The organism is Proteus genomosp. 6, from assembly GCF_040139785.1.
Lineage (GTDB): Bacteria > Pseudomonadota > Gammaproteobacteria > Enterobacterales > Enterobacteriaceae > Proteus.
Window position 1 is genome coordinate 1 of the sequence record NZ_JBEEVJ010000033.1, and the last position, 3,029, is coordinate 3,029.

1 protein-coding gene is annotated in these 3,029 nt (G+C 42.9%); it reads right to left on the reverse strand.

Annotated features, from left to right (window positions below):
- The coding region (locus tag ABN212_RS18570; RefSeq protein ID WP_349443563.1) for a phage tail tape measure protein at positions 1-3,029 on the reverse strand (3,029 nt) is incomplete at both ends.

Consider the following 3,029-nt stretch of genomic DNA (forward strand, 5'->3'; position numbering starts at 1 on the left):
AATGGCATTATAGCCTCACTCCCTGCCTCACCCATGAGTCCGAGATTAGGCGCGCCCCCCTTAGCAAAGGCAAAATAAGTGGGTGAGCTAACGATCTGATTACTATAAGAACTAAGGCTTTCTGAACTATGTACCCCACCTTTAGCATGGGCAGATACACCACCTAAAAATCCACCAACAGCGCCCATCCAACCACCAGCACCGGCCATTGTATTAAGGCTATTCACTATTGCCGCATTAATGAGTACATTCTGAATAGATTTCAACACGCTAACAGACCAATCTTTCCAGCTGGCTTTATTACCATTTAATTTATCGCTAATAGTATCAACCATTCCTCCCATTGCATTTTGAACAACAGAAGCTGTTTGAGTAGCGTAGTTACCGCTTTCTTGAACCCAATCTTTCATTCCACGTGTTATACCTGCGGTCCAGTCAGATTCAGCGAGCGCTATATTTCGATACTTAAGATCTAATGCATCTAATGCTTTAGATCTGGCTTCAATATCTTCTGTTTTCTTTGCAGATTCATTGTAGATACGGTCTATTTGCTGGCTTTCTTCAAAGTAGCTTTTTTCTCGCGAACTCATGCTATTGGTTTGAGTCGCTAACGTAGCTTCATCGTTAAATTTGACTGTGGCTTCTTGCAGTTTTTTGCGAGCATCTTCCATATCACGATGCTTTTTCACGGCATCATCTGCTTTTTGTGTCCATTCTGCGAGAGCGACAGATGAGCGTTCAATCGCTTCTCTTTGCTTATCAGTCCATTTAGCCCCATTTTCATGTGATGCCGCATAAAGAGAGGCGGCTTTTTCGCCTTGTGAAGCCCTAACCTTCTGAACCTCTGTTGCCACACTTAAATCAGCTATCTTCCGCTCATATTGTTCTGCGGTTCTTTCAGCTTCTTTTTGCGCTTTTCCATAGGCGCTTTGTGTTGCCTTTCCTGTTTTAAGAGATTCATTTAGCTTTTCTCTATTTTGAAAAGCTGTCACTAGGTTATTAATATATTTCTGGCGATTTTCGGCATGCTCTGGCGTGTTGGTTAACCCCACATCATCGGCAGAAAATTCGGCCTGTTTAATAACTCTAGCTTCACCCGTTAATGAAGAGAGAATTTTATCTCGCTCAGAGTTATTTATTAGCGTCTGCTGTTTATCATCTAATGGTGCATTAGGAATACGCATAGGAATATTGACTAGTGCCTGCCGAGTAGCGAGCATATTGTTACCAATATTCATGATCTGATTGAACTTCGTTTGCTCAGCATTCATAAACAACAAGGCTTGATGGGCTTTGTTTTGCTCTGAAGCCTGTTGTCGAATTAAAAATACTCGTTGTTCTTCAATGTTTTTTAATGCTGACTGAATTCCTGTAGATTTCTCCTGCATTTGCAGGAGTTTTTCTTGCTCCGCGAGCAAGCTAGCTTCGGCATCCTCTAATTGCTTAACGACTTCTGACTCACTGGATAGATGATTTATCATGAAATCACCCATTTTCGGACCAGGAGAGGCTAAAATTTGTTTATATCCTCTAATGTTCTTTTCTAAGTCACTTACTTTTTGCTTCTGTTCTTCAATCAGTCTATTTTGTTCTATTAGAGAACTATTCGTTTTCCCTTGATTATCTAAAACATCAGGAAGAGACATTTTTTTCAAGCTTGCCTGAACTTGATTTATTGTTTCCGCATACTCCATAGCAGAACGTCTCGCTTCCTCTTGATTTTGATGCATGATGTACCATGTAGAAGCCCCTGCAAGAAGGAGTCCAGGGATCCCTCCTAACAAACGCACAGTTCCACCAAGAAGGCGACTTCCAACAGAAGCTACTCTATTTAAATTTGATTGTGCCGTCCGTCTAGCTGAAATATTTCTATTTAACGTTGCCTGCGCGGACGCTAATCGGCGCTCAGCTAATGCTTGTTGCTCAACACTTTGTGCTGCTAACTTTGCTTGTTGAGCACGATAGACTGCTGCCCTTGCTCTAGCGGTTGATATTTTTATACCTTGCAATTGGGCTTGAGCATGTGCTATTTCACTTTTTGTTGCACGCGCAATCCCAATGGTTGCATTCGCCACACTCGTTGTCAGCCCGCCAAAATAACGCGCCAGACCTAGACCAATTAACACACCAGAAACAGAGGCTATACCATCAATATTGTTAGCGATCCCCTCCATTGCGGTTGATAGTGTGCGAGTAGCACCTGATGTTTCATTAACATTGCCAATCCATGCCATGAACGCATTTTCAATCTTCTGTGCAGACCCACTTACCGTGGCTGGTAATTGCTCAAATTCGGCTCGTAACTGTTGCGTATTTGTCAGGATAGGAACAATTTTATCCATCGTGAGTAGTCCACTTTGTGACATTTCACGCAGGCCACCAATCGTCGTTCCCATACCATCAGCCAGCATTTTTGCTAATCGCCCACCATTTTCCATAACGGCATTAAATTCTTCACCACGAAGAACACCCGAGCCTAATGCTTGACTTAACTGTGTAATAACAGAACTGGTTTCTTCAGCACTGGCACCAGAGAGCTTTAATGAAGTTGCAATGGTTTCAGTGACTTTCGCAACATCACTTGAGGCATAACCCGCATCACGCATGGATTGTGCAACACGGCTATATAGATTCGTATTCGCAGCAATCGATGTGCCTGTTCTTTGGCTCAGCGTCATTAACTCTTGCTGTGCTTGTTTAAAGTCTTCCATCGAGGTAGACGCTAATTTTAATCGACCGCTGAGTTGACTCCATACGTCTGCATAATTGATAAGTTGCTGTGTTGCAAAAGCCCCTGCAAATGCACCCGCAACGCCTGATACGGTATTTTTAATGGAGGATAACTCACCATTTAGATCATGGATAGCGCGTTGCATTTCACGAGATGCACCACTGGCGCGTCGCCCGCCTTGCTCAATGATCCGATAATAGTTTTCCCCCATGCGCGAAGCACGCGCTATTTCAGATTGAAACGAGGAAGAATTAGCAGAAATTTTAATAATCAGTTCACGCAGTTTTGCCATTTTATC